Annotated in this window: 20 protein-coding genes; 19 read left to right on the forward strand and 1 reads right to left on the reverse strand. The window is 69.4% G+C overall.

Annotated features, from left to right (window positions below; genetic code table 11):
* Position 1: 1 nt before the first annotated feature.
* The 10 genes from xerD (at position 2) to LXN01_RS02915 (ending at position 9,565) form a co-directional block, all read left to right on the forward strand.
* Positions 2 to 961 carry a site-specific tyrosine recombinase XerD gene (gene xerD, locus LXN01_RS02870; RefSeq protein ID WP_236863020.1) on the forward strand — a complete coding sequence of 320 codons (960 nt, stop codon included), beginning with the start codon at positions 2 to 4 and terminating at the stop codon, positions 959 to 961.
* Positions 962 to 1,000: 39 nt separating this feature from the next.
* Entirely contained in the window at positions 1,001 to 1,885 is an 885-nt protein-coding gene (locus LXN01_RS02875) for a ParA family protein (protein ID WP_236863021.1), read from the forward strand.
* Positions 1,886 to 1,986: 101 nt separating this feature from the next.
* Entirely contained in the window at positions 1,987 to 2,700 is a 714-nt protein-coding gene (locus LXN01_RS02880) for a segregation and condensation protein A (protein ID WP_236863139.1), read from the forward strand.
* Entirely contained in the window at positions 2,693 to 3,244 is a 552-nt protein-coding gene (gene scpB, locus LXN01_RS02885; RefSeq protein WP_236863022.1) for an SMC-Scp complex subunit ScpB, read from the forward strand. The genes LXN01_RS02880 and scpB overlap by 8 nt, the downstream gene beginning before the upstream one ends.
* A 169-nt stretch (positions 3,245 to 3,413) precedes the next feature.
* Positions 3,414 to 4,241 carry a pseudouridine synthase gene (locus LXN01_RS02890; RefSeq protein WP_336885221.1) on the forward strand — a complete coding sequence of 276 codons (828 nt, stop codon included), beginning with the start codon at positions 3,414 to 3,416 and terminating at the stop codon, positions 4,239 to 4,241.
* Positions 4,238 to 5,335 (forward strand): prephenate dehydrogenase, encoded by a 1,098-nt coding sequence (locus LXN01_RS02895; RefSeq protein WP_236863023.1) that lies wholly within the window; start codon positions 4,238 to 4,240, stop codon positions 5,333 to 5,335. The genes LXN01_RS02890 and LXN01_RS02895 overlap by 4 nt, the downstream gene beginning before the upstream one ends.
* A complete protein-coding gene (gene cmk, locus LXN01_RS02900; RefSeq protein WP_236863024.1) occupies positions 5,332 to 5,994 on the forward strand; it encodes a (d)CMP kinase in 663 nt (220 codons plus the stop codon). Before LXN01_RS02895 ends, cmk begins: the two co-directional genes overlap by 4 nt.
* Entirely contained in the window at positions 5,991 to 7,541 is a 1,551-nt protein-coding gene (gene der / locus LXN01_RS02905; RefSeq protein ID WP_236863025.1) for a ribosome biogenesis GTPase Der, read from the forward strand. Before cmk ends, der begins: the two co-directional genes overlap by 4 nt.
* Positions 7,538 to 8,899 carry an AI-2E family transporter gene (locus LXN01_RS02910; RefSeq protein WP_236863026.1) on the forward strand — a complete coding sequence of 454 codons (1,362 nt, stop codon included), beginning with the start codon at positions 7,538 to 7,540 and terminating at the stop codon, positions 8,897 to 8,899. Before der ends, LXN01_RS02910 begins: the two co-directional genes overlap by 4 nt.
* Positions 8,900 to 8,929: 30 nt before the next feature.
* Positions 8,930 to 9,565 (forward strand): L-threonylcarbamoyladenylate synthase, encoded by a 636-nt coding sequence (locus LXN01_RS02915; RefSeq protein WP_236863027.1) that lies wholly within the window; start codon positions 8,930 to 8,932, stop codon positions 9,563 to 9,565.
* Between the two features lie 5 nt (positions 9,566 to 9,570).
* On the opposite strand, the gene LXN01_RS02920 is transcribed toward LXN01_RS02915, so the two are convergent.
* The gene (locus LXN01_RS02920; RefSeq protein WP_236863028.1) at positions 9,571 to 10,245 is read right to left on the reverse strand and encodes a TetR/AcrR family transcriptional regulator; all 675 of its coding nucleotides are present in this window, start codon (positions 10,243 to 10,245) and stop codon (positions 9,571 to 9,573) included.
* Positions 10,246 to 10,525: 280 nt separating this feature from the next.
* Here LXN01_RS02920 and LXN01_RS02925 point away from each other — a divergent pair, with 280 nt between their 5' ends.
* From LXN01_RS02925 to LXN01_RS02965, 9 genes are all read left to right on the forward strand, one after another.
* On the forward strand, positions 10,526 to 11,329 hold the full coding sequence (locus tag LXN01_RS02925; RefSeq protein ID WP_236863029.1) for an SDR family oxidoreductase: 804 nt from the start codon (positions 10,526 to 10,528) through the stop codon (positions 11,327 to 11,329).
* A 31-nt stretch (positions 11,330 to 11,360) separates the two neighbouring features.
* Complete coding sequence (locus LXN01_RS02930; RefSeq protein WP_236863140.1) at positions 11,361 to 12,569, forward strand: acyl-CoA dehydrogenase family protein; 1,209 nt, start codon at positions 11,361 to 11,363, stop codon at positions 12,567 to 12,569.
* Positions 12,570 to 12,640: 71 nt separating this feature from the next.
* Positions 12,641 to 13,393, forward strand: a complete 753-nt coding sequence (locus LXN01_RS02935; RefSeq protein WP_236863030.1) for an SDR family oxidoreductase — start codon at positions 12,641 to 12,643, stop codon at positions 13,391 to 13,393.
* Entirely contained in the window at positions 13,390 to 14,565 is a 1,176-nt protein-coding gene (locus LXN01_RS02940) for an acyl-CoA dehydrogenase family protein (protein ID WP_236863031.1), read from the forward strand. Before LXN01_RS02935 ends, LXN01_RS02940 begins: the two co-directional genes overlap by 4 nt.
* The gene (locus tag LXN01_RS02945) at positions 14,562 to 15,686 is read left to right on the forward strand and encodes an acyl-CoA dehydrogenase family protein (protein WP_236863032.1); all 1,125 of its coding nucleotides are present in this window, start codon (positions 14,562 to 14,564) and stop codon (positions 15,684 to 15,686) included. The genes LXN01_RS02940 and LXN01_RS02945 overlap by 4 nt, the downstream gene beginning before the upstream one ends.
* A gap of 63 nt (positions 15,687 to 15,749) precedes the next feature.
* Entirely contained in the window at positions 15,750 to 16,949 is a 1,200-nt protein-coding gene (locus LXN01_RS02950; RefSeq protein ID WP_236863033.1) for an acetyl-CoA C-acyltransferase, read from the forward strand.
* Between the two features lie 100 nt (positions 16,950 to 17,049).
* Positions 17,050 to 18,762, forward strand: coding sequence for a class I adenylate-forming enzyme family protein (locus LXN01_RS02955; protein WP_236863034.1), 1,713 nt, complete (start codon positions 17,050 to 17,052; stop codon positions 18,760 to 18,762).
* A gap of 16 nt (positions 18,763 to 18,778) precedes the next feature.
* Complete coding sequence (locus LXN01_RS02960; protein ID WP_236863035.1) at positions 18,779 to 22,045, forward strand: acetyl-CoA carboxylase family protein; 3,267 nt, start codon at positions 18,779 to 18,781, stop codon at positions 22,043 to 22,045.
* Between the two features lie 145 nt (positions 22,046 to 22,190).
* A complete protein-coding gene (locus LXN01_RS02965; protein WP_236863036.1) occupies positions 22,191 to 23,252 on the forward strand; it encodes an ATP-dependent DNA ligase in 1,062 nt (353 codons plus the stop codon).
* Positions 23,253 to 23,347 lie beyond the last annotated feature (95 nt).

Below are 23,347 nucleotides of genomic sequence, written 5' to 3' on the forward strand. Positions count from 1 at the left end.
GATGGCCCGCCACGGCGCAGACCTGCTGCCGGAGGCGCCGGCGGGCCTGCTCCGACCGACTGCCGACTACCTCGTCCACCTCGAACTCGAGCGCGGGCTGTCGCTCAACACGCTCGACGCCTATGCGCGCGACCTCGCAAAGTACCTGAGCTGGCTGTCGGAGCAGGACACTGCCGACTTCACCGCGGTCACCGCCGAGGACCTCCGCACCTTCACGGCCACACTGGCCGACGCCGGACTCGCGGTGCGCAGCCGGGCGCGAGTCGTGGTCGCGGTGCGGCGCCTGCACGCCTTCCTCCATGCCGAGGGCCTGACACCCGATGACCCCGCCGCCGAGATCCGCCCGCCGAGCGGCGCCGAGCGGCTGCCCAAGGCGCTGAGCATCGCCCAGGTCGAGGGCCTGCTGGGCACCGTGACCGGCGACAGCCCGCCGGAGCTGCGCACGGGGGCGCTCCTGGAGTTCCTCTACGCCACCGGTGCCCGGATCAGTGAGGCCGTCGGCCTCGACCTCGACGACCTCGACCTCGACGCCCGGATCGCCCGCCTCTACGGCAAAGGCAGCAAGGAGCGGCTGGTGCCGCTCGGCTCCCACGCCGTAGCCGCGCTCGAGTCCTGGCTGGTGCGGGGACGGCCGGTGATGAGCGCTGCCCGCGCCTCGGGAGCTCGCGCTGCCGAGCGGGCGGGCGCCGTGTTCCTCAACCAGCGCGGCGGCCGGCTCAGCCGGCAGTCGGCGTGGCAGACCATCCGCACCGCCGCCGCGGGTGCAGGACTGGCCGATCACGTCACGCCGCACACGCTCCGCCACTCCTTCGCCACCCACCTGCTCGAGGGTGGTGCGGACATCCGGGTGGTGCAGGAGCTGCTGGGGCATTCCTCGGTGACGACGACGCAGATCTACACCCGCGTGACTTCCGAGACTCTCCGCGAGGTGTATGCCACATCACACCCGCGAGCGCGATAGGCTGGACAGCATCTCAGCAACAGAAAGGTGTCGATCCGCGTGGCCGATTCGCAGCAGAAACTGGACATTCCCGGGACCGAGGCGCAGCTGGGACCGACCGGGCGTCCGGTGAGGGATTACCCGGAGCCCGCTCCGCTGTCGCAGCACGGGCCCGCTCGCATCATCGCCATGGTCAATCAGAAGGGCGGAGTCGGGAAGACGACCTCGGCGATCAACCTCGGCGCCGCGCTGGCGGCCTACGGGCGCAAGGTCCTGCTCGTGGACTTCGATCCGCAGGGTGCGCTGTCGGTGGGGCTCGGCATCAACCCCTACGAGATCGACCTGAGCATCTACAACGTGCTGATGAACTCGAAGCTCGACCCGCACGAGGTCATCTCGACCTCCGGGGTCGAGAACATCGACATCATGCCGGCCAACATCGACCTGTCCGCCGCCGAGGTGCAGCTGGTCAACGAGGTGGCCCGCGAGCAGGTGCTGGCACGGGCCCTGGCAAAGGTGTCGGGGGAGTACGACGTCGTGCTCATCGACTGCCAGCCCTCGCTGGGCCTGCTCACCGTCAACGCGCTGACGGCTGCCCACGGCGTCATCATCCCGCTCGAGACCCAGTTCTTCGCGCTGCGCGGAGTGGCGCTGCTGGTCGAGACGATCGAGAAGGTCCAGGACCGGCTGAACCCCGGACTGCAGATCGACGGCATCCTCGCCACGATGTTCGACGGCCGCACCCTGCACGCCCAGGAGGTCATCGCCCGGGTGGTGGAGGCCTTCGACGACAAGGTGTTCGACACCGTCATCAACCGCACCGTCAAGTTCCCCGACGCCTCCGTGGCCGCCGAGCCGATCACCTCCTTCGCCCCGACCCACGCGGGCGCCGAGGCGTACCGCAGGCTGGCCAGGGAACTCGTGGCCCGCGGAGGAGCCCCCTGAGCTCCAGCAGCTTCGTCGTCGAGCTGGAGAACTTCTCCGGACCCTTCGATCTCCTGCTCGGACTCATCAGCAGGCGCAGGCTCGATATCACCGAGGTCGCGCTGTCGGAGGTCACGGACGAATTCCTCGCCTACGTCTCCGCGCTCAGAGGTCGCACCGAGCTCGACGAGCTGTCGAACTTCCTGCTGGTCGCCGCGACCCTGCTCGATCTCAAGACCGCCCGGCTGCTGCCCAGCGGCGAGGTCGAGGACGAGGTCGACCTCGAGCTGCTCGAAGCCCGCGACCTGCTGTTCGCCCGGCTCCTCCAGTACCGTGCCTACAAGTCGGTCTCCGCGGTCTTCGCCGCCCGGATGACCGAGACCGCGACTGCCGTCGCCCGCTCCGTCCCGCTCGAACCGCAGTTCGCCGAGGCGCTGCCGCCGCTGATCATGACTGCGACGCCCGAGGTGCTGGCCGCCCTGTTCGCCACGGTCCTGCAGCGGGACCACACGCCGCCCACCGTCTCCCTGGAGCATCTGCACCTGCCCCAGGTCAGCGTTCCCGAGCAGCGGTCGCTGATCCTGTCGCGGCTGCGCGCCGACGCGGCCATCGACTTCACGGCCCTGGTCGCCGACGCTGAGAACACCCTCGTCGTGGTGGGGCGGTTCCTGGCGCTGCTGGAGCTGTTCAAGGCCGGGCTCTGCCGCCTGGAGCAGTCCGAGCCGCTCGGCATCCTGCTGGTGAGCGGAACGGATCGCGCGGCTGCCGGCCGACCCGGCGGCTCAGCACCAGTCGGGCTCGACACTGCGGACCACTGGGAGGCCGCGGATGGATGAGCAGCTGCTGGCCGGCATCGAGGCGGTGCTCATGGTCGCCGACCAGCCGGTCGCTCCGGCAGAGCTCGCCGAGGCGCTGGGGCTGGGCACCGCGGATGTGACCGCGGCCCTGGAGGAGCTCGCCGCGGACTACGGCGGAGCCCGCGGCGGACGCGTGCGCGGCTTCGAGCTCAAGCAGGTCGCCGGCGGCTGGCGGCTCTTCTCCCGGGCCGAGTTCCACGAGATCGTCAGCGACTTCGTCACCGCCGGGCAGTCGGCCAAGCTCTCGCAGGCCGCGCTGGAGACGCTGGCCGTGATCGCCTACCGGCAGCCGGTGACGCGCGCCCGGATCTCCGCCATCCGCGGCGTCAACGTCGACGGCGTCGTCCGCACCCTCCTGCTGCGCGGTCTGATCGTCGAGGCCGGGACCGACGAGACATCCGGCGCTGCGCAGTTCGTCACCTCTCGCGTGTTCCTGGAGTCGATGGGCCTGCAGAGCCTCGACGAGCTGCCCGACATCGCGCCCTTCCTGCCGGCCGGCGAGGACGTTCCGACCCTCGACTGACAGGCGACCTGCAGAGGGTCGGCCGGCGGAGAGCCGGTCCCGCTCCGGCGCGGGCTGCCGGCCCCGTTCCGACCCGGACCGCCGTCCCGTTCCGGCACGGATTGGCTGTCGCGCACCGATGCGGGCGGCCTGTCACATCTGCCCCCGGGAGTTTGAGAGAATGGACCCCATGAATGCCAAAGATCCGCGCTCCCCGGGACACCCCTCCCGACGACCCACGCGGCGACAGCGGGCCCAGCGGTCCGGACAGCCAACCGCCGACGCCCATCGTCCCGACGGCGTGCGCCTGCAGAAGGTGCTGGCCGAGGCCGGGCTGGGCTCGCGGCGCGCCTGCGAGCAGCTCATCGCCGATGGCCGCGTCATGGTCGACGGCGTCACGGTCCGCGAACTCGGCACCCGCATCGACCCCGAGACCCAGTCCGTCTCCGTCGACACCATGCCGATCACCACTCACACCGGCAAGGTCTACCTCGCGTTCAACAAGCCCGCCGGGGTCGTCTCGGCGATGTCGGACCCCGAGGGCCGCCCGAGTCTCCAGGACTACCTGCGCGACCGGCCCGAGCGGCTGTTCCATGTCGGCCGCCTCGACGCCGAGACCGAAGGCCTGCTGCTGATCACCAATGACGGCGAGCTCTCCAACCGGCTCACCCATCCCTCCTACGAGGTGTCCAAGACCTACCTCGCCGAAGTGCGGGGACCGGTCGCCAGGGATGTCGGCGCACGGCTGAAGTCCGGCATCGAGCTCGACGACGGCATCGCCCACGTCGACTCGTTCCGCCTGGTCGACTCGACCCCCGGCTACGCGCTCGTCGAGATCGTCCTCCACTCCGGTCGCAACCGCATCGTGCGGAGGATGCTCGACGCGGTCGGCAATCCCGTCCAGCGCCTCGTGCGCACCCAGTTCGGTCCGATCGCGCTGGCCGAGCAGCGCCAGGGCAAGGTGCGGGAGCTGCGCCCCGACGAGCTCGGCAAGCTGATGGAAGCCGTCGGTCTGTGAACCGTCCCGCCGTGCACGTCATCGGCACCGGTCTGCTCGGCACCTCGCTGGGCCTGGCGCTGCGCAGAGCCGGCTACGAGGTGACCCTGGCGGACCTCTCGCCGACTGCCCGACGCCTGGCCGCCGACATGGGCGCCGGCACCGCAGCCGAGCCGGAGGACCCCGGGATCGTCGTGGTCGCCACGCCACCCGATGTCGCCGCGCCCACCATCGTCGAGGCGCTGCGACGCTGGCCGGAGGCGACGGTGACCGACGTCGCGAGCGTCAAGACCGCAATTCTCGTGCGCGTGCGCGAGCAGACCACCGCCCGCGAGCTCGACCGCTACATCGGCAGCCATCCGATGGCGGGCCGGGAGAAGTCGGGCGCAATCGCGGCTCGCGAGGACCTGTTCGCCGCCCGGCCCTGGGTGGTCTGCTCCGACGAGGACACCCCGTCGGAACGGCTGGCCCAGGTGGTTGCGCTCGCGGAGGCGACGGGCGCCTCGGTGATCCACCTCGATCCGGACTTCCACGACTCCTCGGTCGCGCGCGTGTCCCACGCCCCGCAGGTCCTCGCATCGCTGATGGCCGCCCAGCTCAAGGACATGCCCATCGACGGCGTCGGGCTGGCAGGGCAGGGACTGCGCGACGTCACGCGCATCGCCGCGTCGGATCCGGGCCTGTGGACGCAGATCCTGACGGGGAACGCCGCCGAGGTGCGCGAGGTGCTCGCGGCGATCCGCGGCGACCTCGACACAATGATCGATGCCTTGGAGCTGGCGCCCGGGGCCTTCGCCTCGATCGCCTCGCTGCTGGCGGCCGGCAACGAGGGCCGCGACCGGATTCCGGGCAAGCACGGAGCCGCCCCCGCCAAGTACGCCGAGGTGACCGTCGTCGTCGACGATACGCCGGGCACGCTCGGCAGGCTGTTCGCCGACGTCGGCGAGCTGGGCGTCAACATCGAGGACATCCGCATCGACCACGCCACCGGCATTAGGCTGGGCAGCGTGGACATCTCCGTGATCCCCGCCGCCCAGCTGACCCTGACCGAGGGGCTGCTGGAGCGCGGCTGGAGAGTGCCTGAAGCTGCTATCGAACAAGAAGGACGAGAATGACAGTCATCGCGATCGACGGGCCCAGCGGCGTCGGGAAGTCCAGCGTGTCCCGCGAGGTTGCTCGGCGCTGGGGCTTCGGCTACCTCGACACCGGGGCGATGTACCGCGCCATGGTCTGGCTGTGCCTCAACCGGGGGGTGACCGATCCAGGTGATGTGGTCGAGCTGGTGCGTGGGGCGGACCTCGAGATCTCCACCGACCCCGACCACGAGGAGATCAGCGTCGACGGGATCGACGTCACCGCGGAGATCCGCACCACGGAGGTGTCCGAGAACGCACAGCTCGTCTCCTCGGTCCAGGACGCCCGCGACGAGCTCATCGAGCTGCAGCGCGCGATCATCGCCGCGGCAGCCGATGGGATCGTCGTCGAAGGGCGGGACATCACCACCGTGGTCGCACCGGAGGCCGAGGTCCGGATCCTCATGATCGCCGACGAGAGCGTCAGGATCGCCCGGCGCTCGAAGGAGCTCCACGGCACCGCCGACGAGGCCGCCGTCGCGGCCACCCGGGCGCAGGTCGCCGACCGCGATGCGAAGGACTCGAAGACGACGAGCTTCCTCACCGCAGCCGACGGCGTCCACACCCTGGACACCACCGACATCGATTTCGCCCAGTCCGTGGAAGCGGTCATGGGCCTGGTCGAGAGAGCACGGGTATGACCGAGAATCAGCAGCCTGGCGGTGACGAGCGACCTGGCGGTGACGAGCGGTTCGTTCCCCAGCCGGATGAGGACCTCACCGCGCGTGTGGCCGAGATCGCCGACACCGAGGCGGAGCAGCGGGCGGCATCGCTGCGTGCCGGGCTCGAGACCTACGAGCTCGCGGACGAGGACCGTGCGCTGCTCGCGGAGTACGAGGACGGCGAGGGGGCGGCGGGCCGGACCGGGCCGGCTCCGGTGCTCGCGATCATCGGACGGCCCAACGTCGGCAAGTCGACCCTGATCAACCGGATCCTGGGTCGCAGGGAGGCCGTCGTCGAGGACGTGCCGGGAGTGACCCGCGACCGGGTGAGCTATCCGGCCGAGTGGAGCGGCCGTCAGCTGACGCTCGTCGACACCGGCGGCTGGGACATCGACGCCAGGGGCATGGCCTCGCGCATCGCGGAGCAGGCGGAGATCGCCGTCGAGCTCGCCGACGCCGTGGTCTTCGTGGTAGATGCCACGACCGGTCCCACCGCCACCGATGAGCACATCGTGCGCATGCTGCGCAGGTCGCGCAAGCCGGTTGTGCTCGTCGCCAACAAGGTCGACGACGAGCGCGGCGAGCTGCTGGCCGCCGAGCTGTGGTCCCTCGGCCTCGGCGAGCCGCATGCGGTGTCGGCGATGCACGGCCGCGGAGTCGCGGATCTGCTCGACGTCGTGATCGACGTGCTCCCGGAGGTGTCCGGCGTCGAGGCGCTGGAGGAGGTCGGAGGCCCGCGCAGGGTCGCTCTGGTCGGGCGCCCCAACGTCGGGAAGTCCTCCCTGCTCAACAAGCTGGTCGGCAGCGAGCGCGTGCTGGTGGACAACGTCGCCGGCACCACCCGCGACCCCGTGGACGAACTCGTGGAGCTCGGCGGACGGCAATGGCGCTTCGTGGACACCGCCGGCATCCGGAAGCGTGCCCGGCAGGCCACCGGCGCCGACTTCTACGCCGCGCTGCGCACCCAGACCGCGCTGGAGCGTGCGGAGGTCGCGGTCGTCCTGCTGGAGGCCGACCAGCCGCTCAGCGAGCAGGACGTGCGCATCGTCAAGATGGTCACCGAGGCGGGGCGGGCGCTCGTGCTCGCGTTCAACAAGTGGGACCTCATGGACGACGAGCGCAGGCACTTCCTCGAGCGCGAGATCGAACAGGATCTGCAGCACGTCGACTGGGCGCCGCGGGTGAACATCTCCGCCCGGACCGGTCGCCACGCCGAGCGGCTGGTTCCCGCGATGGAACGGGCACTCGAGAGCTGGGACACGCGCATTCCCACCGGACGACTCAACGCGTTCCTCGGAGAGCTCGTCGCCGCCAATCCGCATCCCGTGCGCGGCGGCAAGCAGCCACGGATCCTGTTCGGCACGCAGGCATCGAACCGACCGCCGAAGTTCGTGCTGTTCACGACCGGCTTCCTCGATCCGGGGTACCGTCGGTACATCACACGCCGACTGCGGGAGACCTTCGGCTTCGAGGGCAGCCCGATCGAGATCAGCATGCGGATCCGGGAGAAGAGGCAGCGGCGGTGAGCTCCGCGGGCGGCGACCCAGCGGCCGTTCACAACCCGGCACTCCTTCAGGCGGAGTCGTCGGCGACGGGCTCCTCGGAGACGTGGCCGCGGTTCCTCCTCGTCGTGCTGGGAATCGCCGGGCTCGCCTACACCCTGCATTTCTTCCAGGGCCTGCAGGACATCATCGCGCCGGTGTTCCTGGCGATCAACCTCGTCATCGTGGCGTATCCGCTGCAGGGGTGGCTCGTCGCCCATCGCACGCCGAGGTTCATCGCCGCGATGGTGACGGTCGTCGTGGTGCTCATCGTCATCGTGGCCTTCTTCGGGCTGACCGCCTGGTCGATCGCCGAGCTCATCATGGTGATTCCCGACTACGTCGACGAGCTCACCCGGACCTACACCGATATCCTCGCCTGGCTGTCAACGGTGGGAGTGACGAGCGGAGTGATCGAGGAGCAGCTGGCGAGCTTCGATGTGGGCACGATCTTCTCCACTCTTGCGCCTGTGCTGTCGAACGCCTCGCTCGTGGTCTCCTTGCTCGTGACGGTCGTGATGGCTGTGTTCTTCGTCGCGGTGGACTCGATGTCCTTCCCGCGCCGGCTGGACCTCACCTCACGGGTGCGCCCGCGATTCGCCACGGCGATGCACACCTTCGCCCAAGGTGTTCGCCGGTACTGGGTAGTCGCCACGATCTTCGGCCTCATCGTCGCGGTGCTCGACATCGCAGCACTGTGGATCATCGGGGTCCCGATGGCCCTCGTGTGGGGAGTCCTGGCGTTCCTGACCAACTACATCCCCAACGTCGGGTTCCTCATCGGTCTGATCCCGCCGGCGATCATGGCACTCATCGACAGCGGGTGGTGGGACGCCTTCTGGGTCGTCGCCGCGTACTCGGTGCTCAACTTCATCATCCAGTCGATCATCCAGCCCAAGTTCACCGGCGAATCGGTCGGCGTCACCCCGTTCATGTCCTTCCTGTCGCTGCTGTTCTGGTACTGGGTGCTCGGCTGGATGGGCGCGCTGCTGGCGCTTCCGGCGACGCTGCTGCTCAAGGCCCTGCTCGTCGACGCTGATCCAAAGGCGCGCTGGATCAACAATCTCATCGCCTCGGACCTGTCGACGGGCTCGGGCCTGCCGGTCACCCGCTATCGGCGCAGAACACTGGAGCCGTCCCGTGCAGTGGTGTTCAGCAGCGGGCTCGGCCGCGACTCGGATGCGGCGACCTCCGACCCGTCCGCGGATGTGACGGCGACGGGTCCGGCAGCAGTCGGCCCGGCGGTGTCCGATGATGCAACGGCAGTGAGCCCGGCGGCGTCCGATGCAACAGCCCCGGGTCAGGCCGCACGAGGAGCCGAAGGAGACGCGCGCACCCTGTGATCGGCGCCATCTTCAGGGTTAGCATGACGTATGGCAGAAATCGTTGAGATCCATCCTGACAACCCGCAGCCGCGCCTCATCCGCAAAGTCGCGGAAGTGATCTCCGCCGGCGGGCTCGTCGTCTACCCGACCGATTCGTGCTACGCCCTCGGCTGCGCCCTGGGGAACAAGAAGGGCATCGAGACCATCATCCGCATCCGGAAGCTGGATTCGAAGCACCATTTCACCCTCATGTGCCGGGACTTCGCACAGCTCGGACAGTTCGTCATCGTGGACAACGCGGCCTTCCGCACGATCAAGTCGCTGACGCCGGGTCCGTACACCTTCATCATGAAGGCCACGAAGGAGGTGCCGCGGCGGATGCTGCACCCGAAGAAGAACTCGGTCGGGGCTCGGATCCCACAGAACAACACGGCGCTGGCCCTGGTCACCGAGGTCGGCGAGCCGATCCTGTCGTCGACCCTGCTGATGCCGGGCGACGACGACCCGCTGACGCGTGCCGATGAGGTGCGCGACGCGATCGGCAACGACGTCGATCTCATCGTCGATTCGGGCACCCCGGGAGTCATCCCGACGACAGTCGTCGACTTCACCGAAGGCCACCCGGTGGTGCGGCGGGTCGGCGCAGGCGACGTCTCACGGTTCGACACCATCGAGGCAGGCTGATCCGCTCACTGCAGATCGGATGACCGGGGCAGACCCAGCGCGTTCGTCCACAGCACCGATACTGTTCGGATGAGGTCCTCACGGCTGTCCTCCGACTGATAGCGAGCGTCGGGGACATCGACAAAGAGGTGGAAGCACAGCCTGCTCACCATCGCCGACAGCGCCTGAGCGAGGAGGTAAGGGTCCAGACTCGGGTCAACATGGCCCTGCTCCTGCAGCTCGGAGATGCTGCGGGCATTCCGTTCGAAGAAGGCTCGGGCCCGTCTGAGGCGCAGCTCGCGGATGCTGGCGTCCACGTGCGACACCTGGTCCATCAGGGCCATGAGATCGGCGTTCTCCTGGTAGGCCTCGATGTACTCGCGGTTGGCGCGTTCGATCCTGGCAACCGGATCGAACGGCTCCGCGCCGGGCGCCTGTGACGTGAGCATTCGCTCCTGGGCGCCCTCGATGATGGCGGTGAGCACGTCCTCGCGATTGCGGAAGTAGGTGTACAGGGTCCCGGTGGAGCAGCCGGCGCGCTCGGTGATGTCCGAGAGCTTCGTCTCGAAGTAGCCCTTCTCCGCGAACACCGAACGGGCGGCGGCGATGAGGGCGGCACGCGTCCGCTGGCCCTTGCTTCCGATCGGCACCGCCTCGGGCGGTCGATGCTCGGGGCGGCGGGGGGAGGAGCGCTCGTTCATCAACTGGTCCTTCTCGCAGGCCGGGCAGGGGCGGCTTCGGACTCAGCACGCCTGCGGGTCTCAGGAATTGACGCCGGTGTCAGATTCGCTGGGTCCGAGTCTGCCGATCGACGGGCGGGGTGTCAACGACTCGTCGTGATGACGAGTCGGCGAACCACTCGGGCACTGGCACAATGAGTGAACGATTGTTTGGCTCGACTTGAAACTGAATCCGATCTCAACTATGAATGGGTGGTGAGTTCGGTCACAAGGACGTCTCCGAGCCGACTGGAGGAGCCACATGGAAGTACGCGAGAAGACAGCCGTCGTCACTGGAGCAGCCAGCGGGATCGGCCGCGCAGTCGCGACGGCGCTTGCCGCGCGCGGCGCCCGCGTCATGGTCGCCGACATCTCCTCGGGGGTGCACGACGCCGGAGCGGAAATCGGTGCGGCCGCGTGGCAGGGCGATGTCTCCGCCCCGGACGGAATCCGGGACCTGCTCGCGGCTGCGGAGGCGCAGCTGGGACCCGTCGACCTCTACTTCGCCAACGCGGGAATCATCGGCCCTCCCGGGCTCAGCGGCGACGAGGCGGAATGGGATCGGGCGTTCGACGTCAACGTGCGCGCCCATATCCGCGCCGCGCAGCAGCTGATTCCCGGCTGGCAGCAGCGCGGGGAGGGCTACTTCGTGTCCACCGCCTCGGCGGCCGGACTACTGACGCAGATCGGGCAGGCCGCCTACTCCGTGACCAAGCACGCAGCGATCGGCTTCGCCGAGTGGCTCAGCGTCACCTACGGCGACGACGGGATCCGAGTCTCGTGCCTGGCGCCGATGGGCGTCAACACCCCGCTGCTGCGCGGCGGGGAGACCGCGGACTCGGACGCCGATCGCACCGCGAACCGGGCCGTCACCTCCGCCGGCAAGGTGCTCGAGCCCGCCGACGTCGCCGACGTTGTGATGGCCGCCGTCGAATCGGAGACATTCCTCATCCTGCCGCATCCCGAGGTGCTGGAGATGTACCGCATGAAGGGCTCCGACTACGACCGCTGGCTGCGGGGAATGCGACGCTACCAGCGCACCCTCGCCGAATCCGCTGCCCACTGAACCCCAGGTTTCCCACACAACAGGAGTGATGATGTTCGAAGAGACCGAGCGCGCCAAGAAGTACCGCGAGGACCTGCTGGCCTTCATGGACGAGTGCGTCTACCCGGCCGAGCCCGTCCACGACGAGCAGATGGCCGCTGCCCCCAGTCCTCACACCCAGCCCCAGATCCTCGAGGATCTCAAGGTCGAGGCGAAGAAGCGGGGGCTGTGGAATCTCTTCCACCCTCACCCGGACTGGGGACCGGGGCTGTCGAACCTCGAGTATGCGCCGCTGGCAGAAATCATGGGCCGCTCGATCCACCTCGCGCCGGAGGCCACCAACTGCAACGCGCCCGACACGGGCAACATGGAGGTCTTCACCCTCTTCGGCACCGAGGAGCACAAGGAGAAGTACCTGAAGCCGCTGCTGGAGGGCACCATCGCCTCCGGCTTCGCGATGACTGAGCCGGCGGTGGCCAGCGCCGACGCCACCAACATCGAACTGCGGATGGAGAAGGACGGTGACGGCTACGTCCTCAACGGGCGCAAGTGGTTCACCTCGAACGGGATGCACCCGTTCATCAAGGTCCTCATCGTCATGGGCAAGACGGATCCCAATACGGAGACGCACCGCCAGCAGTCGATGATGGTCGTGCCGATCGACGCTCCCGGCGTCACCGTCGAGCGCAACCTCTCCGTCTTCGGCTACCACGACCGTGAAGGCCACGCCGTCGTGAACTTCGAGAATGTCCGCGTCGAGGCCAAGGATGTCCTCAAGGGCGAAGGCGAGGGCTTCGCGATCAGCCAGGCGCGCCTCGGGCCCGGTCGCATCCACCATTGCATGCGCGCCATCGGGCTTGCCGAGCGTGCTCTGGAGCTGCTGTGCCGGCGCGCCGAGGAGCGCGTCCTGTTCGGCTCGAAGCTGTCCGAGAAGGCCAACATCCAGGACTGGATCGCCGAGTCCCGGGTCGAGATCGACCAGGCCCGCCTGCTCACCCTGCACGCAGCGGACATGATGGACAAGGTCGGCAACAAGGAGGCCCGCACCCTGATCTCGGAGATCAAGGTCGCGGCACCCCAGGCCGCACTCAAGGTCATCGACCGCGCAATCCAGGTCCACGGTGGCGGCGGCGTGACCGCCGACTTCCCGCTGGCCGAGATGTACGCCCACGCCCGCACGCTGCGGATCGTCGACGGGCCGGACGAAGTCCACAAGATGTCGATCGCCCGCCGCGAGCTCAAGAAGTACCGCACCGCCTGATCTCGGCCGCCGGCGCCGCACGCGCCGGCGGTCCCACCCACACTTCCCGTTCGACCTCAAGGAGAACAGACATGACCCAGCGCACTGCGATCGTCACCGGCGGCGCACGCGGAATCGGAGCGGCGATCAGCGAGCGCTTCGCCGCCGACGGCATGAAGGTCGCCGTCATCGACCTCAAGCAGGAGGACGCGGCCGAGGTCGCCGAGCGCATCACCGCCGCCGGGGGAGAGGCGCTCGCGATCGGTGCTGACATCACCGACGAGGCCTCGGTCGACAAGGCCGTCGGCGACGTCGCGGAGAAGCTCGGCCCGCCCACCGTGCTCGTCAACAACGCCGGCATCATCAAGGACAACATGCTGTTCAAGATGACGGCCGCGGAGTTCCAGGCCGTGCTCGCAGTCCACCTCACCGGCAACTTCCTCGTCACCAAGGCCTGCCAGCAGCACATGGTCGAGGAGAAGTTCGGGCGGATCATCTCGATGTCGTCGACCTCGGCGCTCGGCAACCGGGGGCAGGCGAACTACTCGGCCGCCAAGGCCGGGATCCAGGGCATGACCAAGACCTACGCCATCGAGCTCGGGAAGTTCGGGGTGACGGCGAACGCCATCGCACCCGGCTTCATCGAGACCGACATGACCCGCGCCACCGCCGAACGGATCGGTATGTCCTTCGAGGACTTCACCGCGGGAGCCGCAAAGCAGATCCCGGTCGCCCGCACCGGCAAGCCCGAGGACATTGCGCACGCCGCATCATTCCTGGCCAGCGAGGGCGCAGGCTTCGTGTCCGGTCAGGTCATCTACGTCGCCGGAGGGCCGAAGAATTGAGCACCGAGCAGCAGCGCATCGATGATGCAGTGGCGGCCGCGGCCGCCGCGACGACGGATGCCATGAACGACTCCGAGCGCTACGGGGTCCTCTACGATCACGGTCTCGCCTGGGTGAACTTCCCGGAGGGCTGCGGCGGGCTCGGCGTCTCGACCAGTCTGCGCGAATACGCCGCCCAGCAGGTCGCCGAAGCCGGCCTGCGCACACCGCCGCGCGGCAGCAACACCATCGGCTTCGGCATGGCCGCCCCGACCATCGTCACCTACGGCACTGCCGAGCAGAAGCTCATCCTGCGCGACATCTACACTCTCGATACGATCTTCTGTCAGCTCTTCAGCGAGCCGGGCGCCGGATCGGATCTCGCCGCAGTCGCCACCCGCGCCGTCCGGAATGGCGACGGGTTCCGCGTCACCGGGCAGAAGGTGTGGACCTCCGGTGCGCAGAACGCCGACATGGCGATCCTCGTCGCGCGCACCGACCCGAGCGTGCCCAAGCACCAGGGCCTGAGCTACTTCCTGCTCGACATGCACGCACCGGGAGTCGAAGTCCGCGGACTGCGGCAGATCACCGGCGAGGCGGAGTTCAACGAGGTCTTCCTCACCGATGTCGAGGTGCCGGAGGCCAACCTGCTCGGCGAGCTCGGCCAGGGCTGGAAGGTGGCCAACACGACGCTCAACAACGAGCGCGTGGCGATCGGGGGCGGCACTCCTCGTGAGGGCGGCATGATCGGCGTGGTCGCCGGTGCCTGGCGCGCCAACCCGGAGTACCGCGACCCGCTGCTGCACGACGAGCTCGTCCGCCTGTGGGTCGAGGTCGAGGTGGCGCGGATGATGGGGGAGCGGCTGAGCCAGAAGCTCGCCGCCGGCCAGCCCGGACCCGAGGGGTCGGGCGCCAAGCTGTCGTTCGCGCGCAACAACCATGAGCTCACCGGTCTGGAGCTGCAGATGACCGGGGTCGACGGGCTGCGCTACGACACCTATGCGATGCGCCGACCGAGCGAGTACTCGATGATCGGGCGCATCCCCGGATACCGCTATCTGCGCGCCAAGGGCAACTCCATCGAGGGCGGCACCAGCGAGATCATCCGCAACATCATCTCCGAACGAGTCCTCGGGCTGCCCGGTGAACACCGGGTCGACAAGGACGTGGCATTCAAGGACCTGCCGAAATGACTGATATCGATCTGCTGCCCCGCGAGCACGAAGAGGACCTGCGTGCCAGCGTCCGCCGACTGTTCGAAGCCGAATCCAGCGCGGAATTCGTGGCCGGACTCTACGACGATCCGACTGCGGACACCTCGAAGCTCGACCGCGCCTGGGCTCAGGAACTCGGTCTTGCCGCGCTGCTGGTGCCCGAGGAGCTCGGTGGAGCCGGCGCCTCGGCGTCCGAGGCGGCCGTCGTGAGCGAGGAGATCGGACGGGCCGTCGCCCCGGTCCGATTCCTGTCCTCGGCGGTGCTGGCCACAACGCTCGCAGTGCATCTCAAGGCCCAGTCGCTGCTCGCCGGGCTCACCGCTGGTGAGCGCTTCGCCGCGATCGCGTTCCCCGCGACCGCCGCTCGGATCGACTCCGGCATCGAGATCGCGGTGGAAGGCGGCAGCGCGACCGTGAGCGGCACCGTGCCCGGCGTGATCGACGGCGTGGGAGCGGACGACTACCTGGTCGTCGCGGGCGAGGGCGTCGACACCGTCGTGGTGCGGGTCTCTGCCGAGCACGTGCAGGCGGAGCCGTTCCTCGGCTTCGACCAGAGCCGCCAGCTCGCCGACCTGAGCTTCACCCACGCGCCGGCCGAAGTCCTCGGCCACGGGCTGGACGCCGCCGCTGCTGTCCGCGCGGCGGAGATCCTGGGACGCACCGTGCTGGCGGCCGAACAGGCCGGCCTCGCTCAGCGCGCCTTCGATCTCACGCTCGAGTACGTCAAGGGCCGCCGCCAGTTCGGCCGGACCATCGGCTCCTTCCAGGCGGTCAAGCACCGCCTGGCCGACCTGTGGCTCGAGGTGTCCCAGGCCGGCGCCGCTGCCATCTTCGCCGCGCGCACTGCCGCTGCCTCCGAGGCAGGGGAGGAGCTGCCGGACGAGGCCGAGCTGTGCTCGCTGGTGGCGGGGTCCTACGCCTCCACCGCAGCCGTCCACGCCGCCGAGGAGGCCGTGCAGCTGCACGGCGGAAACGGCATGACCTGGGAGTACCCGCTGCACCTCTACCTCAAGCGGGCGAAGGCCGACGAGCAGATCCTCGGGCACTCCCGGCGCCAGCGGCAGCAGCTCGCGCCGCTCATCGATCTGCCGACGGCCTGAGCCGGCTGTTCCGGTCGTCTGCCGACCGCACCACCACCGACCCCCTGAACACGAAGGACTGAGATGACAGACGCAGTGATCGTTTCGACAGCGCGCACGCCGATCGGCAAGGCCTATCGCGGCGCATTCAACAACACCCAGGCGCAGGAGCTGGCCGGGCACGCGATCAAGCACGCCGTCCAGCGTGCCGGGCTCGAAGGCGGCGAGGTCGAGGACGTCATCCTCGGCGCGGCGATCCAGCAGGGCAGCCAGGGCGGCAACGTCGCCCGGCAGGCGCTGCTGCGGGCGGGTCTTCCCGTCACGGTCTCCGGGATGACCATGGACCGCCAGTGCTCCTCCGGCCTGATGGCGATCGCGACCGCCGCCAAGCAGATCATCCACGACGGCATGGACATCGCCGTCGGCGGCGGTGTGGAGTCGATCTCCCTGGTGCAGAACGACAAGGCCAACAACTACCGCGCGCAGGATCCGTGGCTGGTCGAGCACATCCCGGAGATCTATCTGCCGATGCTCAACACCGCCGAGGTGGTCGCCGAGCGGTACCAGGTGTCACGCGACGCCCAGGACGAGTACGCATTCCAGTCCCAGATGCGCACGGCCGCCGCGCAGGCGGCGGGCCGGCTCGACGACGAGGTCGTGCCGCTGCCCTCGGTGCAGATCGTCGTCGACAAGGCGACCAAGGAGACCTCCGAGCAGGAGGTCACCTTGACGAAGGACGAGGGCAACCGCCCGCAGACCACGCTGGAGGGGCTCACCCAGCTGCAGCCGGTGCTCGCGCCCGGAGTGGCCTCGCAGAACCCGACCGTCACGGCCGGCAACGCCTCGCAGCTGTCGGACGGCGCCTCGGCCTCGGTGCTGATGTCGGACGCGGAGGCCTCCCGCCGCGGTCTCGAGCCGCTGGGCATCTACCGGGGAATCGCTGTGGCCGGCTGCGGGCCGGAGGAGATGGGGATCGGGCCGGTGTTCGCGATCCCGAAGCTGCTTCAGAAGCACGGACTGACGGTCGATGACATCGGACTCTGGGAGCTCAACGAGGCCTTCGCGGTGCAGGCGCTGTACTGCCGCGACCGGCTCGGCATCGACCCGGAGAAGTACAACGTCAACGGTGGCGGCATCTCGATCGGCCACCCCTACGGCATGACCGGCGCGCGCCTCGTCGGCCACGCCCTCATCGAGGGCCGGCGGCGCGGCGTCAAGTACGTTGTCGTGACCATGTGCATCGGCGGCGGCATGGGCGCCGCCGGCCTGTTCGAAGTGGCCTGACCCGGCCCACCGCGGGACAGGGCGAAACGCCCTGTCCCGCACCCGACGGTGCGCCGAGCACCTGCGGGCGACCATCACAGCGACGTGAAGGACGAGGAACATGAGCTTTTTCGACGAACGACCCTGGCTGCAGACTGCCGCCGCCGGCGGGCACGAGGTGCTCCTCGAGCCGATCGAGGAGACCACCACCCTGGCGCTGTTCGACCGCGCTGTCGAGAACTTCCCCGACCGGCCGGCCATCAAGTACTACGGCTTCGAGCCCACCTGGCGTGAGCTCGACAGGATGACCGACGCCTTCGCGGCCTACCTGGTCGATCAGGGATTCGAGGCGGGCGACCGGCTGGGCGTCTACCTGCAGAACGTTCCCCACTACTCGATCGCGGTCTTCGGCGCCTGGAAGGCCGGCGGCATCGTCGTCCCGCTCAACCCGATGTACCGCGACGAGCTCGACCACGTGTTCTCGGATGCCGAGGTCAAAGCCCTCGTGGTCTCCGCCGCCGCCTATCTCGACCGGGTCCGGCCCCACGCCTCGGGCCTCGAGATCGTCGTCACCTGCAACGAGAAGGACTATCAGGTCGACGGGGACGACCGGATCTTCGGGAAGTTCCAGGATTCCTACGACACGGGCCGCTCCGACTTCGCCGCCGTGGTCGAGCAGTACGCCGGCAAGTCCGCGCCCGCCCCGCAGCTGACCCCCGATTCGGCCGGCATCATCGGATACACCTCGGGCACCTCCGGCCGGTCGAAGGGCGCGGTCATCACCCACCGCGGGCTGTCGGTCAACGCCCAGATGCTGCGCGACTACCAGGGCTTCGACGAGACCGCGACGATCTTCACCCTCGCCCCGGTCTTCCACATCACCGGATTCGTGTGCCAGTTCCTCGCGGCCGTCGCCTGCGGGGCGGCCCTGTCGATGAACTACCGGTTCGAACCGGGTGCGGCCCTGTCGACCTTCCGCACCGACAGACCTCAGTACATGGCGGGCCCGGCGACTGCCTACATGGCGCTGCTGGCCCACCCCGACTTCACCTCGGACGCGTTCGACTCCTTCACCTCGATCATGTCCGGCGGTGCGCCGCTGCCGGAGGCGATCGTGGCCAAGTTCGAAGAGCGCACCGGCCACTACATCGGCCAGGGCTACGGCCTGACCGAGACCACCGCGCAGTGCGTCGTGGTGCCCCGCCACCTGCGCGCCCCCGTCGACCCCGACAGCGGAAACCTGTCCTGCGGGCTGCCGCTGTCGAGCGTGATGGTCAGGATCCGCGACGAGAGCGGCACCGAGGTCGGCCCGAACGAAGTCGGTGAGATCTGCGTGCGCGGCCCGATGGTGTCTCCGGAGTACATCAACAATCCCGAGGCGACCGCCTCGGAGATCCCCGACGGGGAGCTCCGGACCGGTGACGTGGGCTTCATGGACGAGGACGGCTGGGTGTACATCGTCGACCGGAAGAAGGACATGATCAACGCGTCGGGCTTCAAGGTCTGGCCGCGCGAGGTCGAGGACGTCCTCTACACCCACCCCGCCGTCCTCGAAGCAGCTGTCGTCGGCGTGCCGGACGAATATCGCGGTGAGAGCGTCGTCGCGTTCGTGAGCCTGCAGCAGGCCGCGCAGGTGACGGAGGAGGAGATCATCGCCCACTGCCGCGAGCACCTCGCCTCCTACAAGGCACCGCGCCAGGTCAACTTCATCGATGCCCTGCCCAAGACCGCCTCGGGCAAGATCCTGCGCAGGGAGATGCGCAGGGTGGGAACCGAGCAGGCAGCGCCGCAGCCGGCAGCGACCGGTCCGGCCGACCCCGGCGAGCAGGCATGAGCGGTTCGACTCGGACATGAGAACGCTGCTGGTCGCCAACCGCGGAGAGATCGCGGTCCGCATCATCCGCACCGCCGAGGACATGGGACTGCGGACCGTGGCGGTGCACCCGGCCGACGACGCCGACAGCCTGCACGTGCACCTCGCCGACTCCGCGGTGGAGCTGCGCGGCGTCGGCTCGCAGGCCTACCTGGACATCCTGCAGCTCATCGCCGCAGCGGTCGAGGAGGGCGCCGATCTCATCCACCCGGGCTACGGCTTCCTCGCCGAGTCACCCGAGTTCGCCCGCGCCTGCCACGAGGCGGGTCTCGGCTTCCTCGGGCCCTCTCCCGAGGCGCTCGAGCTCGCCGGGGCGAAGACGGCGACGAAGGAGCGAGCGGCCTCCCTGGGCATCCCGGTCCCGGAGTCGACCGGCGTCCTCGAATGCCCCGAGGACGCCCTCCGGCTGCTGGCGAGGCATCCGGCAGGCATCGCGATCAAGGCCGTAGCCGGGGGCGGCGGGCGAGGCATCGCCCTGGTGACCGATCCCGCGGAGGTGCCGGCCGTCATCGACCGCTGCCGGACCGAGGCGGAGCGCGGGTTCGGAGACGCCCGGGTGTTCGCCGAGACCTGGCTGCCCCGAGCCCGTCACATCGAGGTCCAGTGCATCGGCACGCCCGACGGCGTGCGCGTGCTCGGCGACCGGGACTGCTCCCTGCAGCGCAGGCGGCAGAAGGTCATCGAGATCGCACCGGCACCGGGCATCTCCCCCGAACTGCGGCGTGACCTGCGCCACGCGGCCGAGAGGCTGCTCGATTCGATGCACTACGTGTCGCTGGCGACGGTGGAATTCCTCGTCGACGGCGATGACTGGGTGCTGCTGGAGGTCAACCCCCGCATCCAGGTGGAGCACACCGTCACCGAGGCGGTCACCGGGCTCGATCTCGTCGCGCTGCAGATCGCACTCGGGCTGGGGGAGGAGCTCTCCGAGCGCGGACTGCCCGAGGCGGACTCGATCCCCGAATCGGGAGTCGCCGTCGAGGCACGCGTGTGCGCCGAGACCGTCGGCGCCGACGGCACTCCGGCTCCGAGCGCCGGCACGCTGGAGCGCCTGGATCTGCCGACCGGGGCCGGCATCCGCATCGACACCTGGGTGCGCAGCGGTGTCGAAGTGGGCACCCTGTACGACACGCTGCTGGCCAAGATCATCGCGCACGGCCCGGACCTCCCGACGGCGCGGCGCCGCCTGCGGGCCGCTCTGCGGGAGTTCAGCGGTGCGGGAATCGAGTCGAACGCCGACTTCCTCGCCGCAGTCCTCGAACTCTCCGGCTCCCGGGAGGGGGATGCGGCGCCGCACACCCGGTGGCTCGACGAACACCTCGGCGAGGTGCGTGACCGCCGCATCGCGCTCGCCGCGGAGCGGGCAGCGGCAGATGGTGCCGCGACGGGCGCCCGCGGCGGCGAGCACACCGAACCCGCGATGCGGGGCCGGGGCGGGCAGGCCGGTGATCCACGGGGCAGTGGGAAGCACCGCGCGTCGGGCAACGGCAGCAGCGGGGCGGGGATCGCGCTGCGACCCGGCGAGGAGCTGGTCCCGGCGCCCCTGAGCGGCACTGTCGTGTCCCTCGACAGCCGACCCGGTGAGCTGGGGCTCATCGAGGCGATGAAGATGCATCACCCGATTCCGGCCCCGCCGCACTCGCACGCGCGGCCGCTGGTCGAACTCGGACGCACGGTGACCGCCGGTCAGCCCGTGTTCGCTGTCCTGACCTCTGACACCGGCGCGCAGGCAGCCGCCGCCGGCGAGCAGCTCGCCCACCCGCTGGTCGATGAGGTCATCGAGCGGCACGAACAGGTGCTCGACGCCGCCAGACCGGACGCCGTGGCGAAGATCCGCGAGCGAGGGCGCAGGACCGCGCGGGAGAACCTGGAGGACCTGCTCGTGCCGGGCACATTCGTCGAGTACGGCCCGCTCGTGATCGCGGCCCAGGCGGCCCGCCGCCCCCTCGCCGATCTCATCGCGCGCACGAGCGGTGACGGGCTGATCGGCGGCATCGGAATGGTCGACACCCCGAGCGGCCCCTGCGAAGCAGTGGTGATGAGCTACGACTACATGGTGCTGGCCGGCACCCAGGGGTCGCGCAACCATGACAAGACCGACCGCCTCATCCAGCTCGCCGGAGCGAAGGGCCTGCCGGTCGTGCTGTTCGCAGAGGGCGGCGGTGGACGGCCCGGCGACACCGATCGCGCTCCCGGAGCTCACCTCAAAGTGCACACCTTCGCTGCGCTGGCAGCACTCCGGGGCCGGGTCCCGCTCATCGCCATCGCTTCCGGCCGCTGCTTCGCCGGCAACGCCGCCCTCGCCGGCCTGTGCGATGTCATCATCGCGACCGAGGACGTCAACCTGGGGATGGGCGGCCCGGCGATGATCGAGGGCGGTGGCCTCGGTCGGTGGGCTCCCGAGGACATCGGACCCGCTCACGTCCACACCGCCAGCGGAGCGATCGACGTCCTCGTGGCCGATGACGCCGCCGCAGTCAGCACGGCTCAGCAGTATCTGGGCTATTTCGCGCCTCATCCCGCTGCCGACGCCGAGGCGCCGGACCCCGAGCTCGCCCGCGCAGCAGTGCCCGGCGACCGATTGCGGGCCTACGAGATGCGTGCGGTCATCGGCAGCGTGGTGGATGCTGGCAGCTTCCTCGAGCTGCGGGCGGAGTACGCTCCCGGTGCGATCACCGGGTTCGCCCGGGTGAGCGGCCGGCCGATCGGCATCATCGCCAATGACAACCACCACCTCGGCGGGGCGATCGACGTCGACGCCGCCCGCTCCTTCGTCGAGCTGCTCGAGGTCGCCGAGTACCACGGGCTGCCCGTGGTGTCGTTCGTCGACACCCCGGGCTTCATGGTCGGACCGGAAGCCGAGCACGAACCGGGGGTGAAGACCTTCGGGCGGCTGTTCACCACCGGAGCCGGGCTCACCGTGCCGTTCGGCGCGGTGATCGTCCGCAAGGGCTACGGACTCGGCGCGATGGCGATGACTGCGGGATCCTTCGCCGCCACGCGGTTCACCGTCTCCTGGCCCAGCGGCGAGATCGGACCGATGGGGCTCGAAGGAGCCGTCAGGCTCGGGTACGCGAAGGAGCTGGCGACGATCGACGACCTGCAGCAGCGCGAGGCCCGTTACGAGGAGCTCGTCGCCGCCTCGTACGAGCAGGGCAGGGCGATGACCGCGGCGATGCTCTTCGACGTCGACGACGTCATCGACCCGGCCGACACCCGGAGGTGGATCGCCACCCTGTTCTGACGGCCGGTGAGCGCTGTTCCGCTGGGCAGCGCTCATCCGCTGGACGGCACACGTCCGGTGGCCGGCACTCGTCCGGTGGCCGGCACTCGCTGCTGCCGACCGAAAGCTCTCGCTCGGCGGCAGCCGGGGGAAGTATCGTCGGAGCATGGACCTTCCGCTGCTGCCGCCGGTCGCGCCGATGCTGGCCAAGTCCGTCAAGGACGTGCCGGACGGCGAGTACCTCTACGAGCCCAAGTGGGACGGCTTCCGGGCCATCATCTTCAAGGACGGTGACGACGTCGAGATCGGCAGTCGCAACGAGCGCCCCATGACGCGGTACTTCCCGGAGCTGGTCGAGAGCCTCCGCGCGCAGCTGCCCGAACGCTGCGTCGTCGACGGCGAGATCGTCATCATCGCCGACGGCCGGCTCGACTTCGAGTCCCTTCTCCAGCGCATCCATCCCGCCGACTCGCGAGTCCAGCTGCTGGCCCGGGAGACGCCTGCGTCCTTCGTCGCCTTCGACCTGCTCGCCCTCGGCAGTGAGGACCTCACCGGCCTGGCGATGGCAGAGCGGAGGAGTCGGTTGACGGACGCGTTCGGGACGGCGCGCGGGCCGATTCACCTCACCCGGGCCACCCGAGACACCGCAACCGCTCGCGACTGGCTCGATCTCTTCGAGGGCGCGGGCCTCGACGGCGTCGTCTCCAAGCCGCTGAGCCTCACCTACCAGCCGGGCAAGCGGCTCATGCTCAAGACGAAGCACGAGCGCACTGCCGACTGCGTGCTCGCCGGCTTCCGATGGCACAAGTCCGGCGGCGTCGTCGGCTCCCTGCTCCTCGGCCTCTACAACGAGGAGCGCCGCCTGCAGCACGTCGGAGTGGCCTCGTCGTTCTCGATGAAGCGGCGCGGGGAGCTCGTCGTCGAACTCGATCCGCTGCGCATCGCGGACGGCGAGGACCACCCGTGGGCCGACTGGGGAGACGCCGCCGCTCATGAGAAGGATCGGCTCCCCGGGGCGCAGAGCCGGTGGAACGCAGGCAAGGACCTGTCCTTCGTGCCGCTGCGGCCGGAGCGGGTCGTCGAGGTCGCCTACGACCACATGGAGGGCACGCGCTTCCGGCACAGCGCCCAGTTCCGCCGCTGGCGACCGGACCGGGAGCCGGAGTCGTGCACCTATGATCAGCTCGAGGAGCCGATGAAGTTCGACCTCGCGGACGTTCTCGGCTGAGCGGCGACCGGCCAGCGCCGCCGGAGCCTCCTCGGATCCGAGCCAGCTGACCGTGTCGGGGCGACGGCCGGGTCGGGGTTGCGGGCGGAACCGGC

Source organism: Brevibacterium daeguense, assembly GCF_021729135.1.
Classification (GTDB): Bacteria; Actinomycetota; Actinomycetes; order Actinomycetales; family Brevibacteriaceae; genus Brevibacterium; species Brevibacterium daeguense.

Coding starts and splice junctions, on each gene's coding strand:
- xerD (WP_236863020.1), top strand. CDS start 2: ATGGCCCGCCACGGCGCAGACCTGCTGCCGGAGGCGCCGGCGGGCCTG.
- scpB (WP_236863022.1), top strand. CDS start 2,693: ATGGATGAGCAGCTGCTGGCCGGCATCGAGGCGGTGCTCATGGTCGCC.
- LXN01_RS02890 (WP_336885221.1), top strand. CDS start 3,414: ATGAATGCCAAAGATCCGCGCTCCCCGGGACACCCCTCCCGACGACCC.
- cmk (WP_236863024.1), top strand. CDS start 5,332: ATGACAGTCATCGCGATCGACGGGCCCAGCGGCGTCGGGAAGTCCAGC.
- der (WP_236863025.1), top strand. CDS start 5,991: ATGACCGAGAATCAGCAGCCTGGCGGTGACGAGCGACCTGGCGGTGAC.
- LXN01_RS02915 (WP_236863027.1), top strand. CDS start 8,930: ATGGCAGAAATCGTTGAGATCCATCCTGACAACCCGCAGCCGCGCCTC.
- LXN01_RS02920 (WP_236863028.1), bottom strand. CDS start 10,245: ATGAACGAGCGCTCCTCCCCCCGCCGCCCCGAGCATCGACCGCCCGAG.
- LXN01_RS02925 (WP_236863029.1), top strand. CDS start 10,526: ATGGAAGTACGCGAGAAGACAGCCGTCGTCACTGGAGCAGCCAGCGGG.
- LXN01_RS02930 (WP_236863140.1), top strand. CDS start 11,361: ATGTTCGAAGAGACCGAGCGCGCCAAGAAGTACCGCGAGGACCTGCTG.
- LXN01_RS02935 (WP_236863030.1), top strand. CDS start 12,641: ATGACCCAGCGCACTGCGATCGTCACCGGCGGCGCACGCGGAATCGGA.
- LXN01_RS02945 (WP_236863032.1), top strand. CDS start 14,562: ATGACTGATATCGATCTGCTGCCCCGCGAGCACGAAGAGGACCTGCGT.
- LXN01_RS02950 (WP_236863033.1), top strand. CDS start 15,750: ATGACAGACGCAGTGATCGTTTCGACAGCGCGCACGCCGATCGGCAAG.
- LXN01_RS02955 (WP_236863034.1), top strand. CDS start 17,050: ATGAGCTTTTTCGACGAACGACCCTGGCTGCAGACTGCCGCCGCCGGC.
- LXN01_RS02960 (WP_236863035.1), top strand. CDS start 18,779: ATGAGAACGCTGCTGGTCGCCAACCGCGGAGAGATCGCGGTCCGCATC.
- LXN01_RS02965 (WP_236863036.1), top strand. CDS start 22,191: ATGGACCTTCCGCTGCTGCCGCCGGTCGCGCCGATGCTGGCCAAGTCC.